This window comes from Anaerolineae bacterium, from assembly GCA_013178015.1.
In the GTDB taxonomy this organism is placed as follows: domain Bacteria; phylum Chloroflexota; class Anaerolineae; order DRVO01; family DRVO01; genus Ch71.
Window position 1 is genome coordinate 30,419 of sequence record JABLXR010000009.1, and the last position, 16,371, is coordinate 46,789.

Annotated in this window: 11 protein-coding genes; 7 read left to right on the top strand and 4 right to left on the bottom strand. The window is 65.1% G+C overall.

The genetic code is table 11. The features are described from left to right. Positions 1 to 12 precede the first annotated feature (12 nt). Complete coding sequence (alaS, locus tag HPY83_04840) at positions 13 to 2,745, bottom strand: alanine--tRNA ligase (GenBank protein ID NPV07275.1); 2,733 nt, start codon at positions 2,743 to 2,745, stop codon at positions 13 to 15. A gap of 172 nt (positions 2,746 to 2,917) precedes the next feature. Here alaS and HPY83_04845 point away from each other — a divergent pair, with 172 nt between their 5' ends. Continuing rightward, on the top strand, positions 2,918 to 3,292 hold the full coding sequence (locus tag HPY83_04845) for a hypothetical protein (GenBank protein NPV07276.1): 375 nt from the start codon (positions 2,918 to 2,920) through the stop codon (positions 3,290 to 3,292). A gap of 372 nt (positions 3,293 to 3,664) precedes the next feature. Continuing rightward, positions 3,665 to 4,843, top strand: a complete 1,179-nt coding sequence (locus HPY83_04850) for a tyrosine--tRNA ligase (protein NPV07277.1) — start codon at positions 3,665 to 3,667, stop codon at positions 4,841 to 4,843. Here HPY83_04850 and HPY83_04855 read toward each other — a convergent pair. Continuing rightward, positions 4,840 to 6,513, bottom strand: a complete 1,674-nt coding sequence (locus tag HPY83_04855) for a cyclic nucleotide-binding domain-containing protein (GenBank protein ID NPV07278.1) — start codon at positions 6,511 to 6,513, stop codon at positions 4,840 to 4,842. The genes HPY83_04850 and HPY83_04855 overlap by 4 nt on opposite strands. 25 nt (positions 6,514 to 6,538) lie before the next feature. Further along, positions 6,539 to 8,365, bottom strand: a complete 1,827-nt coding sequence (gene uvrC, locus HPY83_04860; GenBank protein NPV07279.1) for an excinuclease ABC subunit UvrC — start codon at positions 8,363 to 8,365, stop codon at positions 6,539 to 6,541. 778 nt (positions 8,366 to 9,143) lie between these two features. Between uvrC and HPY83_04865 the strand changes: the two genes are divergently transcribed. The 5 genes from HPY83_04865 to HPY83_04885 are packed head-to-tail and all read left to right on the top strand — an operon-like array spanning position 9,144 to position 14,213. Further along, positions 9,144 to 9,665, top strand: a complete 522-nt coding sequence (locus tag HPY83_04865) for an HIT domain-containing protein (GenBank protein ID NPV07280.1) — start codon at positions 9,144 to 9,146, stop codon at positions 9,663 to 9,665. Continuing rightward, positions 9,658 to 11,232 carry an acyl-CoA carboxylase subunit beta gene (locus tag HPY83_04870; GenBank protein NPV07281.1) on the top strand — a complete coding sequence of 525 codons (1,575 nt, stop codon included), beginning with the start codon at positions 9,658 to 9,660 and terminating at the stop codon, positions 11,230 to 11,232. The genes HPY83_04865 and HPY83_04870 overlap by 8 nt, the downstream gene beginning before the upstream one ends. 19 nt (positions 11,233 to 11,251) lie before the next feature. After that, complete coding sequence (accC, locus tag HPY83_04875) at positions 11,252 to 12,745, top strand: acetyl-CoA carboxylase biotin carboxylase subunit (protein NPV07282.1); 1,494 nt, start codon at positions 11,252 to 11,254, stop codon at positions 12,743 to 12,745. Continuing rightward, on the top strand, positions 12,746 to 13,294 hold the full coding sequence (locus tag HPY83_04880; protein ID NPV07283.1) for an acetyl-CoA carboxylase biotin carboxyl carrier protein subunit: 549 nt from the start codon (positions 12,746 to 12,748) through the stop codon (positions 13,292 to 13,294). Then, on the top strand, positions 13,287 to 14,213 hold the full coding sequence (locus HPY83_04885) for a Gfo/Idh/MocA family oxidoreductase (protein NPV07284.1): 927 nt from the start codon (positions 13,287 to 13,289) through the stop codon (positions 14,211 to 14,213). The genes HPY83_04880 and HPY83_04885 overlap by 8 nt, the downstream gene beginning before the upstream one ends. 106 nt (positions 14,214 to 14,319) lie before the next feature. On the opposite strand, the gene lepA is transcribed toward HPY83_04885, so the two are convergent. Next, a complete protein-coding gene (lepA, locus tag HPY83_04890) occupies positions 14,320 to 16,116 on the bottom strand; it encodes an elongation factor 4 (protein ID NPV07285.1) in 1,797 nt (598 codons plus the stop codon). Between the last annotated feature and the right edge of the window lie 255 nt (positions 16,117 to 16,371).

The following is a 16,371-nucleotide window of genomic DNA, read 5'->3' on the forward strand; positions in this document are numbered from 1 at the left end:
GGAGCCCGCTGATCAGGCCCCGGAACCGCCCTGTATGCTGGTGTGGACCAACGCGGGCACGCCCGCTAGCGCATCGCTCACTTTGCTTGGATCCCGGCCGCCGGCCTGGGCCATGGTATCTCGGCCGCCACCGCCACCGCCGACCACCCGAGCCACTTCCTTCACCAACCGGGCGGCGCTGAGGCCGCGACCCACCAGGTCCCGGGTGACCGAGGCCACGAATGCCGGCTTTTCGTCTATGACGGCGCCGAGGATGACCACGCCAGACTGGAGCCGATCGCGCAGGAAGTCGGTCATCTCCCGCATGGTCTCCACGTCGGGAGCCTCTACCTGCATGGCAAGTACCTTGACTCCGTCTACTTCGGCCACGTTCTGCAGTGCCCCGGAGAGCCGCGCTGTGGCGGCCTCCCGTTGCAGGGCGGCCACCTCTCTCTCCAGGCTTTGCACCCGCTCCATGAGCTGGAGGACCCGCCGGTCCACCTGTTCGGGCTTGGTGCCGAGGAAAGTGGCGGCGCTCTCGATGGCCTGAAGGCGCTCCAGCGCCAGGGTGTGCGCTGCCCTGCCGGTCACGGCTTCCACTCGGCGCACTCCGGCGCCGACGCTGCCTTCAGAGATGATGTGAAAGAAGCCGATCTGGCTGGTGTGCTCGACGTGGGTGCCGCCGCACAACTCCTTGCTGAACTCGGCCCCTGCTTCACCGATGGCGACCACCCGCACTCGATCGCCATACTTCTCGCCGAAGAGAGCCATGGCTCCTTCCTCGAGAGCCTCCTGGTACTCCTGCACACGGCACTCAATCGGGTAGTCGGCCAGGATAGCTTCGTTGACCAGCCGTTCGACCTCGGTTAGCTCCTCTTGAGTCAGCATGCCGGAGTGGGTGAAGTCGAACCGGAGGCGCTCCGGTGTGACCAGCGAACCGGCCTGCTGCACGTGTTGACCGAGCACGTAGCGAAGCTCGCTGTGAAGAAGGTGGGTGGCGGTGTGGTTGCGGGCTATGTCCATGCGCCGCTCGTAGTCCACCATAGCCCAGACGGTCTGTCCGACCTCCAGCCGCCCGCGAACCACTTCGCCCCAATGGACAGGCAGCCCGGGTATGAGTGCCCTCACCTCTTGGACTTCCAGAGCGGCCATGGGTTCCTCATCGAGGTCATCGCTCTGGTAGACTCCGATGATTCCCGTGTCGCCTATCTGGCCCCCGCTCTCGACATAAAAGGGGGTCTCTCGCAAGACGACACCCACATGGTCGCCCTCGTGGGCAGAATTGACCTCGCCGTCGTCGGTGAGAAGGGCGAGGATCTCGGTCTCGGCGAAAGTCGTCTCGAGGTGGAGGCGTGTCGTTCCCTGCTCCGACAGCTTGCCAGCTCGGACGAGGTTCTGCAGGAGTCGGCGGTGGCGCTCAAGCTCCGGGGCGGCTGCAGCAAACGCCTGAGCTGCCCGAGCGCGCTGGCGCTGCTCCTCCAGAGCGGCCCGGAAACCATCCATGTCCACCGAGAGACCGGCGTCTCGCGCCACCTCGAGGGTGAGATCTATGGGGAACCCATAAGTGTCGTAGAGGCGGAAGGCTTCCTCGCCCGGAATCTCGCTAAGGCCGCGGGCCTCAAGGTTCTGAGCCAGCTCGGACAACCGCGCCAGCCCGGTGGACAAGGTCTGCTGGAACCGTTCCTCCTCCTGCTCTACCACCTGACGGATGTAATCCCGGCGAGCGGGCAGCTCGGCATAGTGGGGGCCCATTTGCTCGATGACGATGTCGGCTATCTGAGCGAGGAAGGGCTGCGTGAAGCCGATGAGCCTCCCGTGCCGGGCCGCACGGCGCAGGAGCAGGCGGAGCACGTAACCTCGCCCCTCATTACCGGGCTGAATGCCGTCGGCGATCATGAAGGTCACGGCGCGGGCATGGTCGGCGATGACGCGATAGGAGACGGTGTGCCGCCGGCGCTCCTCCTCGCTATGACCCAGGAGTCGCTGCACTTCGTCCATGAGAGGCAGGAAGAGATCGGTGTCGTAATTGGTGTTTGCCCCCTGGAGGATGGCCGCCACGCGCTCCAGGCCCATGCCGGTGTCCACCCCCTTGGCGGGAAGCTCGGACAGCGACCCGTCCACTTCCATGTTGTACTGCATGAAAACCAGGTTCCAGATCTCTGGCCAGCGGTTGCAGCCGTTGTCCAGGGCAGGAGAGCACGCTGGATCGCCACAGGTGCAGTAATCCGGCCCCATGTCGTAGAAGATCTCGGTATTCGGCCCGCAGGGGCCCGTATCGCCCATGGTCCAGAAGTTCGATTTCGCGCCCAGGCGGAAGATACGGTCGGGACCCACGCCGGCGATCTCCTGCCAGAGGTTGAAGCTCTCATCATCTTCCTGGTACACGCTGAAGCTGAGCCTCTCCGGGGTCAGCTTCAGCACCCCGGTCACATACTCCCAGGCAAAGGCGATGGCCTCGCGCTTGAAGTAGTCTCCGAAGCTGAAGTTACCCAGCATCTCAAAGAAGGTGTGATGCCGGGGCGAAGGGCCCACATTCTCCAGGTCATTGTGCTTGCCGCTGACGCGCAGGCATTTCTGGGAGGTCACGGCTCGGGCGTAAGGAGCCTTCTCCGCCCCGAGGAAGATGGCCTTGAACTGCACCATTCCGGCATTGGTGAAGAGCAGCGTCGGGTCGCCGGCCGGAACCAGAGGCGAGCTGGGAACGACGGTGTGGCCGCGATCCTGGAAGAATTGGAGGAATGAGCGCCTGAGCTCGGCGCTGCTCATCGCCATGGTGAGACCCCTTGCAGCAAAAACTATGGCCGCGGCTGCCATCGTATCACTACAACCAAGCACCGCGTGCCGCATTGCATTGTAGGGGGAGGGCCGGACCGGTGTCAAAACCTCCCGACCGCAGGGCGAAGCCCAGTGCGGTGGGCGAGCGGCCGGGACACTGCTGGTGCTGGCGGCTCTCACTATCGGCGTCATCTATTCAGCCCGGTACCGATACAGCGTTCGGCTCAACGAGCCCGGTGTCGAGGCTGAGCCGGCCGGAGGCAGGGCCCGGAAGGACCTCATCATCAACAGCCTACTGCTGCTTTCAGGGCGTCCTGGCGCCAGGCGAGCCGGCTTGACGGCCCACGGCTGCCGCCGAGAGCGGGCGAGATCGAGTGAGGTAGATGATGTGGTCGGCGACTCCCGGCCGCACAGTATCGAGCTACGGCGCCGCGGGAGGCCCCTGACGGTGGTTGCCTGCACCTCAGGCATCTACGAGGAAGTGCTGGCGAAGGCCCGGCTTCTGGCCGACTCTTGCGAGCAGGCAGGAGCAGGCTGAGCGGGACGTTCCACTGTGGTGGACGCGGGAACGAATCCGCGGCCAGTGGCATGCGTCGCGGATGTATGATCGTCCCCGCCGCCGATGGCACCCGTCGTGGACGCGGTGGCGCGCCTGTGGCTGGTGGCACCGTCGCCTACGTAGGGGCGAACCTTGTGTTCACCCGCCGGTGGTCGGGATGCGTTACCCCGGCCGAACACAAGGTTCGCCCCTACCGGGGGCGGCACTTGGGTCGAGCCGTGGCCGCGGAGGCTTGCCGCAGGCTGCCGTCGCCCCCGGCCGCGCGGGCCGCGCCAGCAGAGGGCCGTGAAGCGACCGGCTGTGCTATAATCGCAGGTCTTGGGACTACGAAAGCGAATCGCGGAGGAAGTGGTGGACCTGGAGCAGTTGCTCACACGGGGGGTGGCCGAGGTGATCGTCCGGGAGGAACTAGAGGAGCGGCTGCGCTCCGGGGAGAAGCTTCGCCTGAAGCAGGGCTTCGATCCGAGCAAGCCCGACCTGCACATCGGGCACGCGGTCGGTCTGCGCAAGCTGCGCCAGTTCCAGGACCTAGGACACGTGGTGGTGCTGGTGGTAGGCGACTGGACGGCCCAGATAGGCGACCCCTCCGGCCGCGATGAGAGCCGCCAGATGCTCTCCCGCGAAGAGGTCTTGGCCAATGCCGAGACCTACATGAACCAGTTCTTCAAGGTGGTCGACCGCGAACGTACCGAAGTGCGCTGGCAAAGCGAATGGTACGAGGGTTTCAGTCTCGCCGACGTCCTCGATCTGACCTCCCGTTTCACCCTGGCGCAGATGATGGCGCACGACACGTTCCGGCGCCGCTACGAGAACGGTCTGCCCATCACGCTGATGGAGCTCATGTACCCTCTGTTGCAGGCGTATGATTCGGTGATGATTCGCGCCGATGTGGAGTTCGGGGGTACAGATCAGAAGTTCAACAACCTGGCCGGCCGCGAACTGCAGGCCGCCATGGGTCAACGTCCTCAGGACGTGCTCCTTGTGCCGCTCCTGCTGGGCACCGACGGGCGCAAGATGAGCAAGAGCTTCGGCAACACCATTGACTTGGACGATCCGCCAGAGGAGATGTACGGCAAGGTGATGTCCCTTGCCGATGGCGTGCTGTTCGACTACTTCTGGCTGGTCACCGACGTCCCCGAGGAGGAGATCGCGGCCATGAAGAAGGCGATCTCCGAAGGGGCCAATCCACGGGACCTGAAAATGCGGCTGGCAAGGGAGATCGTGACCCAGATGCACTCCGCTGAGGCAGCACAGAAAGCCGAGGCGGAGTTCGTGCGGGTGTTCCAGCGGCAGGAGCTGCCCGAGGACATGCCTGAGGTGCGCGTGCCCCAAGGTGCCACCGTAATGGATGCGATCGTGACCGCCGAGCTGGCCGGCAGCCGTAGCGAGGCGCGCCGGCTGATTGAGCAGGGGGGCGTGTACCTAGACGGAGACCGAGTCGAGGCGCTCGATACCGCCGTATCCTTCGCCGATGGGAGCCGGGTGCTGCGGGTGGGCAGGAGAAGGTTCGTGCGGCTGCTGCCAGCCTAGGGCAAGTCGGCCCGGGCAGGATGGCTGCCGGCCTTGCCGGCGTCGCTCCGGAGGCGCTCGTAGGCAGCGAGGATGTCGGCCAGGGCTTCGCTCTGCGCCGCCTGCTGACCTGCCTGTAGCCTCTCGCGACTGGCCTCCAGGTAACGGAACACGTCGGCCTGGACTTCCGCTGGCGCGAACACCGATTCGAAGGTGAAGTTGCCTACCTGGCCCGCGGTCTCGATGGTGACATGGCCGTAGTTGAGAAGGCCGGCGAGTAGGCCCGGCACTACGTAGGTCACATTCTGGATGTTGAGCAGGTTGCCCTCACGCTGGGACGCGTGCAGCCGCAGCGGCAGGCGCTTGATGTCAATGACTCGGTCCGGCGTGAGCACGTACACGTCATTGCGCCAGTTCTCCCACTGCCACCAGACCCAGGCCAGGAACAGACCGGCCGTTCCCAGGGATACCGGTTGAGGCAGGCTAACTCCAGCCAGCAGAGGAACGCCTGCCAGGGCAGCCGCCGTCACCACCGGCCAGGCCAGGCTCCGCAAGAGCACCACCCAGTGCTTGCGCCAGAGCACTACGTCTCCTTCCTGGCGCCGTAGTCGGGGCAGGCCGTCGTTGATCAGGTGAGTGAGCCTGAGGGCGGCCGCGTCCAACGCTCCCTGAGGCTGGGGAAGGGAGGGACGGGACACCGCTTCCGGCTCGTCCGGGTCCGTCGCCGGCACCAGCCCCAGTTGCCGGCGCAGTTCCTGCTCCAGGTTGTACCGCCGCCAAGCGCGCTGCAGGCGGTTGAATCGGCTGGTCTCGGCGAAGATGGCGTCTTTGATCGCCTCGGGTCTAGGGGCATACGAGAAGGTTATCTGGCCGGTGGCGCCGGCGGTCTGCACCGTGAGGTGGCCGAAGCCCAACACCGCTGCGGCTAGGCCGCGGCGCACCACGCTGACGTCCTGAATCTTGTCCAGAGCGGCCTGCTCTTGACGCTCGTAGAAGAGCAGCTGCTTCTCCACCCGGACTATCCGGCTGGTGGTGAGGACGAGGGCGTCATTGCGCCACTCGAGCCACAGCCAAGTCACCCAGGCGACGGCGATGAGCGCGGCCGAGAGCAGGTACTCGAAAGAAAGGCCGAGGAATTGGATCGTTGGGGGCGTCAGAGCGCCGAACAAGAAGGGCCAGAACAGGGAGCGCCAGAACACCCACGGGTGCCGCCGCTCGTACAGGGTGACGCGCTCGTCCGGCTCCTGCCAGCGCAGTCGGGGTGCCTCCAGGGCGACGCAGATGTCCTCCCGAGGCCGCAGCGCGGCCGAGAGCGAGGGACGACTGCGGGCCAGCGCCTGGAATTGGTTGCGGTGGAGGACCAGGAGGCGAGAGGGTACCAGTGCTGTGAGGGTGGCGTCGTGGGCGTCGCCCAAAAGAAGGGAAGTCTCCCCGCTGGCGGAGCCGACCACCAGGCGGGCCAGCGGCTCCAGGTGTCCGTCTACGTTGACCCGGGTGGCTTCCAGCTGACCGCGGAGGACCACTATCAGCCGATCCCCCGGATCGCCTTGCCGCCAGACTCTTCGCCCCGCCGGGACGTCCTGGATGATGGCGATCGAGGCCAGGGCGGCCATATCCTCGCGAGACAGGTCGGCGAAGAGAGGCAGGCGCCGCAGGTAGCGACTCCAGGATGGGGCGCGTTCGGCAGGCATGACTACCTCTTGGGTGGCGCCGGGCTTACAGGCTTTGTCTGAGCGCTTCCGCCACCTTCCTGGTCATGCCAGGAGCAGCGGCGAGTTCGTCCACCGAGGCTTGCTTGACGGCTTCCAGACTGCCAAAGTGTCTGAGCAACGACCGACGCCGTTTCGGCCCGATGCCGGGGACATCCTCCAGCACGGAGCGCGTGGCAGCTTTGCTTCGAAGTCCTCGGTGATAGCTCACCGCGAAACGGTGCGCTTCGTCGCGGATGCGCTGCAGCAGGAACAACCCCTGCGAGCCGCGTGCCAACTGCAGCGGCTCCGGCCTGCCGGGCACGTAAATGTCCTCGTGCTCCTTGGCCAGCCCGATGACAGATACGCCCTCAACCCCTGCTTCCTCCAGGGCCTGCAGCGCCGCATGGAGCTGACCCTTCCCCCCGTCCACCACGACGAGATCCGGACGGGCGGCGAACGACTCATCGCAAGCGGACTTGTCCCGAGCCCCGAAGCGACGGCGCAGCACCTCGGCCATCATGGCGAAGTCGTCGGCGCCGGAAACGGTGCGAATGCGAAAGCGACGGTAGTCGCTCTTCCGCGCCACTCCTTTGACGAAGGCGACCATACTGCCCACGGCGTGGCTTCCCTGGATATTGGAGATGTCGTAGCACTCGATGCGCGCCGGTATCTCCTTCAGGTTCAGCGCCTGGCGCAGCTCTTCCAGCGCTTGCACCGAACGGCCCTCGTCGGCCTCCCACTCGGCGCGCAGTGAGTTGAGGGTGGCGGCGGCGTTCTCCTGGGCCAGCTTCAGCAGCTGGCGCTTCTCCCCGCGCTTGGGCACCCGCACGCTCACCCGCCGGCCTCGCTTCTCCCTGAGCCAGGACTCGATGACCATCATGGACTCCGGGGCCTGAGGAACGATCACCTCGCTGGGGACGTGAGAAGCCTCGCTGTAGAACTGCTCCAGGAACGAAGCCAGTATCTCCTTGTCCTCTTCTTCGGTGGTGCCTTCCAGCACGAAGTACTCCCGACCGATCAGGTAGCCCTCGCGCAGGAAGAACACCTGCACGCAGGCGGAACCGTTGGAGCGGGCGAAGGCGACCACGTCGTGATCCTGGAGCGAGGACGACACCACCTTCTGCCTTTCTACCACCCGTTCTAGGGCCTGGAGCTGATCCCGCAAGGCAGCAGCCCGCTCGAACTGCAGCTGCGCCGACGCCTCCTCCATCTTGTCCCGCAAGTCCCGGATCACCTGATTGGACTTGCCCTCGAGGAATAGGCAAAGGCGCTCGATCCCCTCGCGGTACTCCTCCGGTGTGCAGGCACCGACGCACGGGCCCGGACAGCGGCCGATGTGGTAGTAGAGGCAGGCGCGCCGACGGGCCCCGTCCATAGCGTCCTTGCAGGTGCGGTAGGGGAACAGGCGGCGGAGGAGGTCCAGCGTCTCACGCATGGCCCAGGACGAAGTGTAGGGGCCGAAGTAGCGGGCGCCGTCGTCGGCGATCCTGCGCACGGTGGAGACGCGCGGGTAGTCCTCCTCCCATCCCACCCGGATGAAGGGATAGCGCTTCTCGTCCTTGAAGCGCACGTTGTAGCGAGGCCGGTACCTCTTGATCAGCGTGCACTCGAGTATCAGCGCCTCCAATTCGGTGGAGGTCACTATGAACTCGATGTCGGCCAGGCTCTCCATCAGCCGCAGCACCTTCGGGGCGTGGGCATTGGACGCCTGGAAGTAGGACCGCACCCGGCTGCGCAGGTTGACGGCCTTGCCCACGTATATGACATGCCCGTCCCCGTCTCGCATGATGTACACGCCCGGCTGACAGGGAAACTGCGCTGCTTTGGCTCCCAATTCGCTGATATCGGCCATTTCCTAGGGCTCGCACGTGAGGCGGAGGTCCCTCCGCCGGCATCTTACATAACCATTATAGCAGACGGTGGGCCGGATGCGCCTGTACGCTGCTGCTGATAGGAGCTCGGGATCGGGGACGAGTGTTCAGCCGCGAATCCGCTAAGGTGCTTCCCTGCCCTGCCCATAGCGCGCCGGCCCGTCGAGCGCGAGGTCCCCGAGTGCACGCGCGTGGGCTGAGGACGGTTGTGCCGGATCGCCCCTGGGCAATCGGGCGTCACTGCGTCGGAGCGTGCCAACGCGGCGCGGGCCTGGAGGCAGGGCACGCATGGGCGCGTGCACTCCTCGGAGGAAGGTGCCCTGGGCGCGGTAGGTACGTGGGGACAGCGCGCACGGGTAGGTGCACTCCTGGGAGGAAGGCAGGCGCGGACGACGATCGAGGCTTGCTCTCCAGACCTCGTGTTCCTCTGAGTGGCGCGTGGTGCCAGAGGTCCCTTCGAGGATGGGTGCGCGACCTCCCTGGGAGTATCGTGGTCCAATCTCTACATCCTGGGAAGCCAACCGAGAGACCCGCTGGGAGAGATCCTGGTGCACGCGGAGCCTGCCCCTTTGCTCTGGTCTCCGCAGGCTCTGAGCCGGCCGAAGGGCGGGCCTAGCCTTGTCCTGGCCCGACCATTCATGGCGGAGCGGGCCGGCTCGACAGTGTTGTCTCTAGTCTTGTGCGCTGGCGCCGATGGCGGTGATTGAGCGGGGTGGAAGGCGATGGTAGAATGCCGTGACTCTCAGGAGTAGGTGGCAAATGGATCGCCTGTGGACGCCCTGGCGGATGCCGTATCTCACGGCAGACAAGCCATCGGGCTGCATTTTCTGCCAGGCACTGGCCGAAGGGCTCGATAGCAGCAACCTGGTGGTACACCGAGCCGAGAGGGCCTTTGTCATGCTGAACCGATATCCGTACAACAACGGTCACGCGATGGTGGTCCCCAACCGTCACGTGGGCTCCCTCGAGCTGCTGCAGGAGGCCGAACTGCTTTCGATCATGCAGCTGGTGAACCTGACCCTGGCCGGTCTCCGAAACCTGGCATCGCCCGACGGGTTCAACATAGGTGTGAACCTGGGCAAGGCGGCCGGGGCGGGGATCGAGGCTCACGTGCACGTGCACGTGGTACCGCGGTGGCAGGGGGATACCAACTTCATGCCCATCCTTGCCCATACCCGGGTCATTCCTGAGAGCCTTACCGACACCCGCAGCCGGCTTCAGGGGGCAATCGAGAGAGTGCTAGCAGGCCAGACAGGTGGGGAGTGCGGGCGCGATGGATAGCGAGGCGGTTGGCGAGCAGCAGGAGTGGCGAGACCGCCTGGAAGCGCTTCGGGCGGAGTCCCTTGCCGGTGGCGGTCCCGAGAGGGTGGCAACCCAGCACGCCAAGGGGAAGCTCACAGCGCGAGAGCGCATCGCCGTCCTCCTCGATCCCGATACGTTTGTCGAGATAGGGCCGTTCGCACGGTCCCGCGGCGCCGCATTCGGCCCCGATGGCGTGGGCCCGTTGGGGGACGGGGTGGTCACCGGCTACGGCAGCATAGAGGGGCGGCTGGTGTACGTCTTCAGCCAGGACTTCACCGTCATGGGCGGGTCTCTGGGCCAGGCACACGCCGACAAGATCTGCCGACTGATGGACCTAGCCACCCAGAACGGTGCCCCGGTGGTGGGGCTCAACGACAGCGGCGGCGCCCGCATTCAGGAAGGGGTGGAGTCACTGGCGGCGTATGCCAGAATCTTCCTCCGGAACACGCTGGCGTCGGGCGTAGTGCCCCAGATATCGGCCATCATGGGCCCCTGCGCCGGGGGAGCGGTGTACTCCCCTGCTCTTACCGACTTCGTGATCATGTGCCAGGACACGTCCTACATGTTCGTGACTGGCCCCGACGTGGTCCGCGCGGTGACTCACGAGGAGGTAACCTTTGAGCAGTTGGGTGGGGCGGCTGTGCACGCGGGGCAGAGCGGCGTGGCTCACTTCCGAGTGGAGGGGGATGAGGAGTGCCTAGCCCTGATACGGCTGTTGCTGAGCTATCTCCCCCAGAACAACCTGGAAGACCCACCGTACCTCGAGCCCGAAGATGACCCCGAGCGTCAGGACGAGGCGCTGGACTCGATAGTGCCGGAGAGCCCCTCGCAGCCCTATGACATGCACGAGGTCATCACCAGGGTTATGGACGACGGCCAGTTTCTGGAGGTACATGCCGACTACGCTCAGAACATCGTAGTGGGCTTTGCCCGGCTCGATGGGCACCCCGTCGGCGTGGTGGCCTCTCAGCCTCTGGTGCTGGCCGGAGTGCTGGACATCAACGCCTCTGAGAAGGCGGCCCGGTTCGTGCGCTTCTGTGACTGCTTCAACATCCCCCTAGTAGTCTTCGAGGACGTCCCCGGCTTCCTGCCCGGGCTGGATCAGGAGCACGGCGGCATCATCCGCTCGGGAGCCAAGCTGCTCTACGCCTTCTGCGAGGCGACGGTCCCTCGCGTGACTGTCATCACCAGGAAAGCATACGGTGGAGCCTACTGCGTTATGAACTCCCTCCCTACCAGGGGCGACCTGACCGTAGCGTGGCCCATGGCCGAGCTGGCTGTGATGGGAGCGGAGAGCGCGGTCAATATCATCCATCGCCGGACTCTGGCGAGCGCGCCCGAGGAGGAGCGCGAGGCCCTGCGGGCGCGACTGGTAGTGGAGTACAGAGAGCGGTTCGCCAACCCCTTCGTGGCAGCTGAGAGGGGGCTGATAGACGACGTCATCGAACCGAGACAGACTCGACCCTGGCTGATCCGAGCTCTGCAGATGCTGCGGAACAAGAGACAGAAGAATCTACCGCGTAAGCACGGCAACATCCCTCTTTGACACTCACCCATCCGAGCTGATGATCAGAAAGGTACTCATTGCCAACAGAGGCGAGATCGCGGTGCGCATCATCCGGGCGTGCCGCGAGCTGGGCATGAGGACGGTCGCCGTCTACTCCGATGCCGACCGAACCGGCCTGCACGTGCGCCTGGCAGATGAGGCCTACCGGATCGGCCCGGCGCCTTCTCGGGAAAGCTACCTGAGCATCGCTCGCATCGTGGACGCGGCGGTGCGCTCCGGGGCCGATGCCGTGCATCCCGGGTATGGGTTTCTGGCCGAGAACGCGCTGTTCGCTCAGGCCTGTGTGGAAGCTGGGCTTATCTTCGTGGGGCCCGACTACGAGACTATTCGGCTCCTGGGCGACAAGGTGGCAGCCCGTCGGTTCATGCGGGAGGCGGGAGTGCCCATCGTCCCCGGGAGCGATGAGGACACGGGCAGCGACCTGACTTCGGCGGCCGAGCGTCTTGGCTTCCCTCTGCTGATCAAGGCAGCCGCCGGAGGCGGCGGCAAGGGCATGCGACTAGTGCGCAGGCGAGAAGAGCTCGAGCCGGCCTTGGAGGTGGCCCGGCGAGAGGCACGGGCTGCCTTCGGGGACGATACGGTCTACCTGGAGCGAACGGTTCAGGGGGCACGGCACATTGAGTTTCAGATACTGGCCGACAGCTACGGCAATGCCATACACCTGGGCGACCGTGAGTGCTCGATCCAGCGCCGACACCAAAAGGTCATAGAGGAGACGCCTTCCCGCGCCCTCACGGACGACTTGCGGCAGAGGATGGGCGAAGTAGCCCTGCTGGCTGTGCGGTCAGCCCAATACTGCTCGGCCGGGACGGTAGAGTTCCTGCTGGACTCGACGGGGAGTTTCTATTTCCTCGAGGTAAACCCGAGGCTGCAGGTGGAGCATCCGGTGAGCGAGATGGTCACCGGCGTAGATATTGTGAAGGAACAGCTGCGGATCGCGGCCGGAAGACGGTTGCGGTACCGGCAGTCAGACATCCAGCCACGGGGCTGGGCCATCGAGTGCCGCATCCTGGCGGAGGATCCATACTCCAACTTTGCCCCCAGCACTGGCCGAATCACCGGGTTCTCGGAGCCGGCGGGCCCGGGGATCAGGGTGGAAAGCGGCGTGTACGACGGTTTCGAAGTCACCCCGTACTACGACAGCCTTATTGCCAAGGTGATCGCTTGGGGGGAGACGCGAGGCGATGCCATCATGCGCATCCTGCGCGCCCTGGAGGAGTGTCGCATCTCGGGCATCAAGACCAACATCCCCTTCTGTCACCAGCTGTTCAACAGCCCCAGCTTCATCGGTGGTCAGTTTGACACCACGTTCTTGGAACAGCGCTTCTCTCTCAGCACTGAAAGCAGGCAGGCGCACGAGCTCATTGCCGCGGTGGCGGCTGCATATGTGGAGAACACGAAGAGAGGACGGCGGGCAGCGGAGAGGCGCGATTCCTCTCGCGCCGATGGCGCCTGGCGGCTTGCAGGGCGGTCGGAGGCCATGGGCGACTAGATGAAGTACGTGGTCGAGGTCGAGGGGCGTCAGTACCGCATCGACGTCGAGGGTGGCCGCATCGCGGTAGATGGCGAGTGGCTGGAGCTCGATGTGAAACAGATTGGCGACTTGCCCCTCTATTCTCTCCTCGTGGACAGCGCCTCAGTCGAGGTAAGCGTGGAAGAGGAGAGCCGTTTCCACTACAGCGTGATGCTGGCCGGGGAGATGTACAGCGTCACCGTCCGCCCGGAAGGGCTTAGTGGAGCGAGCGAGGGCGGACGCGGTCGGCGGACCGACGAAGTGGTGCGTGCGCCCATGCCCGGGTTGGTGGCGTCTCTGCCAGTGTCGGTGGGGCAGCAGGTGCGGCTGGGACAGACCCTAGTGGTGGTCGAGTCCATGAAGATGGAGAACCCACTCCAGGCCCCTGCTGCCGGCGTCGTGACGCAGATTCACGTAGGACCGGGGGACTCGGTGGAGAAGAACCAGCCCATCGTGACCCTGAAGTTCGACGGGGCTGCCGCAGGTGAAGGCCGCCCCGACAGTGACGGAGGTTCGGAGGATGGCTAGGCTGCGCATCGGGCACGTTGACCTCGATACCTCGCACCCGCAGAACTGGATCCCCATCGAGCGCGAGTTGGGGCACGAAGTGGTGGGGGTCTATGACGGCGGGGGCGTTTGGCCGCAAGGATACGCCCGTGAGTTCGCCGATAAGCTGCAGGTTCCCAGGGTGTTCGACTCGCCCGAGCAGATGGCGGACGAGGTGGACCTGGCCATAGTGCACACGGCCAATTGGGACCTTCACGTGGAGCGAGCACGCCCCTTCGTGGAGGCGGGGAAGGGCGTGTTGCTCGACAAGCCCATCGTAGGGAACCTGAAAGACATCCACGTGCTGCGGGACTGGGCCAGGCAGGGGGCTCGAATCAGCGGCGGCTCGTCCCTGCGCTTCGCCTACGAGGCCCGGGAGTACCTCGCCCGGCCGGTGGAGGAGCGGGGCGAGCCCCAGTTCGCTTTCGTGGGTTGCGGGGTAGACGAGTTCAACTACGGCATCCACGCCTATGCCCTTCTGGTGGCCCTCATGGGAACCAAGGTGGAGAGCGTCAAGTACCTGGGGGCCAAGGGCCAGCGACAGATAGAGGTTGTGTGGCAGGACGGACGCCGAGGGATCCTGACCATCGGCAAGCCGATCGGGGGAAGGTGGCTGCCATTCTACGCCACGCTAGTGAGTGACCGCGGCATCACCCAGATGATTGCCGAGAGCGGCAGGTTGTACCGGGCCCTGCTGGAGGCGCTATTGCCGTACTACGCCGGGGAGGCTGAGGTGCCCATGGGAATCGAGGACCTGCTGGTGCCCGAGTTGCTGGCCCTGGCGGCGCGTCAGTCCTGGCTCAACGATGGGGCCCGCCGCTACCTCAGTGACCTCAGGCTCGATGACCCAGGCTACGACGGGGCTGCCTTCGGCGCCGAGTACCGTCTGAGTAGGTTATAGGTTGTAGGGAATAGGGTAGAGGTTACAGGGGACGGAGACAGGCGCCGGACGTAGCGGGCGTTCGGCCGCAACCTACCCCTGTAACCTGTTCCCCACAACCTGTAACCTATTCGACAGAGAGCAGGGCCATGAAGGCTTCTTGGGGCACGGAGACGCTACCGATCTGCTTCAGGCGCTTCTTCCCCTCCTTCTGGCGCTCCAGGAGCTTTCGCTTGCGGGTGACGTCGCCGCCGTAACACTTGGCGGTGACATTCTTGCGCAGAGCCTTGACGTTGGCCCGGGAGATCACCCTCTTGCCCACGGCGGCCTGTACCGGGACGGTGAAGAGCTGCCGTGGTATGAGCTCCTTGAGCCGGGAGACCAGCGCTGACCCTTTGCGGTAGGCGTCTTGGCGATGCACGATCATGGAGAGCGCGTCTACGGGCTCGTCGTTGACCAGGATGTCCACTCGCACCAGGTCAGCGGCCCGAAAGCCGATCAGCCGGTAGTCCATGCTGCCGTAGCCCCGGGTGCGGGATTTGAGCTGGTCATGTAAGTCAATGATGAGCTCGGAAAGGGGCATTTCGTAGGTGAGCAGGGCGCGGCTCTCGTCTAGGTACTCCATGTTCTTCTGCACCCCTCTCCGCCCGGTGACGAGCTCCATCACCGACCCTATGTACTCGGTAGGCGTGACCAGAGTCACCTCGGCCCAGGGCTCTCGGATCTCCTCGATGTCGCCCTCCGGGGGCAGGTCCGCCGGGCTGTCCACCAGGACAGTGTGCCCCTGACGGGTGAGGACCTCGTATTCGACGTTGGGTGCGGTGAAGACGATGTCCAGTCCGTACTCCCGCTCCAGCCGCTCCTGTATGATCTCCATGTGAAACAGGCCTAGGAAACCGGCCCGGAACCCGAAACCCAGAGCCTGGGACGTCTCTGGCTGCCAGGTGAGAGAGGCATCGTTGAGGGTCAGCTTCTCTAGTGAGTCCCGCAGGAGGGCGAAGTCCTCGCCCTCGGAGGGGTAGAGGCCAGCGAACACCATGGGCTTGGCCGGCCGGTAACCGGGCAGAGGTCGAGATGCCGGGGAGCTGGCCAGAGTGATGGTGTCTCCTACGGCGCAATCATGGGCGCTCTTGAGGCCGGTGGCCACGTAGCCGACTTCGCCAGCAGTGAGCTCGTCGGTGGGGGTCATGCCTGGGGCGAACACCCCCACCTCTATGGGTTCGAACCGCTCTCCGGTGGCCATGGCGAGGAGGACGCTTCTGCGGGGCAGAGCGCCGTCGAAGACACGTATGTAGGCCACCACTCCCTTGTAGGGGTCGTAGTGAGTGTCGAACACTAGCGCTCGCAGCGACTCCGTCTCCGCCGGCCTTGGCGGTGGCACCCGGGCCACCACTGCCTGGAGCACCTCGTCGCAACCCCGTCCGTCCTTGGCCGACGCCAGGATGACGTCCTCCTTGTCGAAGCCGAACAGGTCGGACAGCTCATGGGCCACGGCTTCCGGATGGGCGCTGGGCAGGTCTATCTTGTTGACCACCGGTACGATGACCAAGTTGTGGTCGAGCGCCTGGTAGAGATTGGCGATGGTCTGCGCCTCCACCCCCTGAGAGGCGTCCACCACCAATAGGGCGCCCTCGCAGGCCGCCAGCGCTCGCGACACCTCGTAGGAGAAGTCCACGTGGCCGGGCGTGTCTATCAGGTTGAGCTCGTAGCGCTGGCCGTCGGGCGCGTCGTAGTACATGCGGACCGCGGAAGCCTTGATGGTTACCCCCTTCTCGCGCTCCAGTTCCATGGCGTCTAGCACCTGCTCCGTCATGTCTCTCTCGGAGATGGTGCCGGTGCGCTCCAGAAGACGGTCGGCCAGGGTGGACTTGCCGTGGTCCACGTGGGCTATGATGCAGAAGTTGCGGATGTTGTCTCGTTCCATAGTGATCCAAACCATCATTATACCGCAAGGGGCGACTGTGGTCCATCAGGATAAGGAGCCGCATCGAGGGGACGAGCGTCTCCGGGCGGCAGTCTCACGGGATGTGCCCGCGTGGGTGCTTTCCTCACTGGCTCTCAGGGTAGGCTCCTGGGCCGGCCACGAGGGCGAGGCGAGGGCGCTCGCATCCCCCTGAGGAGTGAGCGCCCCCAGCCGCGGTGGGCACTTCGGCACAGGGCGCGCGTGGGCGCGCGCACT